The 2,344-nt window shown below is 36.9% G+C and carries 3 protein-coding genes; all 3 read right to left on the reverse strand.

The window, feature by feature from the left end; translation table 11 throughout:
* Positions 1-688 precede the first annotated feature (688 nt).
* Positions 689-961 (reverse strand): hypothetical protein, encoded by a 273-nt coding sequence (locus D1094_RS18285; RefSeq protein ID WP_118961534.1) that lies wholly within the window; start codon positions 959-961, stop codon positions 689-691.
* A 576-nt stretch (positions 962-1,537) separates the two neighbouring features.
* The gene (locus D1094_RS18290; protein ID WP_118961535.1) at positions 1,538-1,888 is read right to left on the reverse strand and encodes a hypothetical protein; all 351 of its coding nucleotides are present in this window, start codon (positions 1,886-1,888) and stop codon (positions 1,538-1,540) included.
* A gap of 111 nt (positions 1,889-1,999) precedes the next feature.
* The coding region (locus D1094_RS18700; protein WP_182440241.1) for a hypothetical protein at positions 2,000-2,344 on the reverse strand (345 nt) is incomplete at its 5' end.

Raw genomic sequence — 2,344 nt, forward strand, 5'->3', positions numbered from 1 at the left:
CCAGCAACACGACTAACCAAACCGTGACTTTTGAGCCAAACACGAAAGCTAGAACAAAGTTAATGACTTTACCGCAAAAGTGTCTTAAAAAAGCGTAAAGTCTATTAGCGTTAAACACCAAAACGGTTAGGCGAAAACTGAGGCGTAACCCACCAAGCTAACCTTGAAAACACTGTTCTTACAATAAAATAATAACTCGATTTCGTGTTGCCAAATAACGTTTATATTAAACGGCAAAGTAACATTGGCTATAATCGCGAAGCGATGGCCAACTGTTACGTGTCCGATTTGAATTATCTTGTTATTTGATGGTAGCGGAAAACTACCAACGAAAACAAGCACTTTTAAGATTTGGAAGCCCAACCGTAGAAGCAAAAAATACCCAGCAACACGACTAACCAAACCGTGACTTTTGAGCCAAACACGAAAGCGAGAACAACGTTAATGACTTTACCGCAAAAGTGTCTTAAAAAAGCGTAAAGTCTATTAGCGTTAAACACCAAAAAGGTTAGGCGAAAACTGAGGCGTAACCCACCAAGCTAACCTTGAAAACACTGTTCTTACAATAAAATAATAACTCGATTTCGTGTTGCCAAATAACGCCTCATTAAGAGGCTAAAAATAGTTGGTTAAAATTAGCGAGGCACGAGCAAAAACCAACTGTTTTTTGTCCTGCTTTAATGACTTGTTAGAAGCCGTTTAAACTCTTAATTTTGTCGTAACATGAACCACATAATAACTTTATTTGTGCAAATGCTTCAGATTCATCGTTCCAGTCACCAGATTCACCGCCTTCTTTTATACGGACATCCTCACATTCTGAACACCAAGCATCGCCTCTATCATCACCGGAGTAATAAAAGCCTACTTGTTTATCGGTGTGTAATGAATCAGCTAGATGAGTACAAACAAATGTTTCGTCTTGCAATCCATGAACAGAACATTCAACTTTATCAGTCATATTCGCCAAAACTCCTTTAGGCTTCTAACGCCTCATTAAGCGGATAAAAATGGTTGGTTAAAATCGCGAAGCGATAACCAACTGTTTTTATTCCGTTTAAATGACTTGTTAGTTGTGTTTGGCGGTATTTAAATACCAAACAAACACGATAATAAATATTGGAAATTTTATCCAGTGAGCAATTCAAAAACTACGACTCAAATTCAACTTAATTGCACTTTCAAGATTACTACTTGAAAACTAGCAAACCAGAATGACGCCATTATAAAATAAGCAGAGTTAATGGAGCCGAAGATATCAATGCACTTCGAGATTAAACATTGCACCAGACGACTATTAACGACAGCATATTTTGGCGGAATGAGCGTGAATTACAATTCCCCCATAAGGCAACAACTTAGAACACTACGAAACACAGATTGAACTCAATTCAATTACGCAGAAAGAATTACCAACCACGATTTTGAAAACCAACTAACGCCGTTTTAAGCGGCGAGTCATAGTTTGCTAAAATGTGAAACGAAGTGGAACCGAGCAAACTGTTACGAGTCCGACTTGAAAACCCTTGTTATGTGCCTATTGGCTACAATCTACCAGACTTTTATTATTAACAGTAATTACAAACCGTTTGTTAAGTTCATTGTTTGTTAAATAACCACAAGCCCCTGCTATTAATTTACCGCCTATATTAAATGAATACTTATAACTACCATCATGTTGTGAGAGTGAATAGTGAATGGTATTTGCTTGCTCAAGTTCAATAGAACCAAAATTTAAATTACTCTCAGGCAAGGTAACATTTACCCTTGTTATAACGTAATCAGATTTATTTATTACAGTAACACTAGGTGTAATATAGAAATAAAGATAATAAAAAGCTATTACAAGAAACAAAATAGCAGCAGTTATTTTTACAAGCAGGTTCATCAATTATCTCATGGGCACATAACGCCCCAATAAGGGGAAATTTATTAGTTGGCTAAAATATTGAGCGAAGCGAAAAAAGCCAACTGTAAATTTTCCCGCTTGATTGGCTTGTTATGTGGCTGAACTACGAGAGCCAACAATAGCAAACCAGAAAAGGCCAATACCAACAAGTACAACACCTAAAGCTGAACGCTCTACTTGAATGCTACTAACGTAAATAAATGGCAATGCAGCCATAGCAAGTGAGACTAATAGATATAGGCCTCTTCGCTTAATATTTGCTTCATAAATACGTTTTCGCCACTTATTTAAGAAAAGTGTACCAATGGGCAAATACGCCAACATAAAGATTTCAAAAATGCCCAATTCTCCTAGACACATAACGTTTATATTAAACGGCAAAGTAACATTGGCTATAATCGCGAAGCGATGGCCAACTGTTACGTGTCCGATTTG

The organism is Colwellia sp. RSH04 (genome assembly GCF_003545765.1).
Lineage (GTDB): Bacteria > Pseudomonadota > Gammaproteobacteria > Enterobacterales > Alteromonadaceae > Colwellia.

Coding starts and splice junctions, on each gene's coding strand:
- D1094_RS18285 (WP_118961534.1), bottom strand. CDS start 961: ATGACTGATAAAGTTGAATGTTCTGTTCATGGATTGCAAGACGAAACA.
- D1094_RS18290 (WP_118961535.1), bottom strand. CDS start 1,888: ATGAACCTGCTTGTAAAAATAACTGCTGCTATTTTGTTTCTTGTAATA.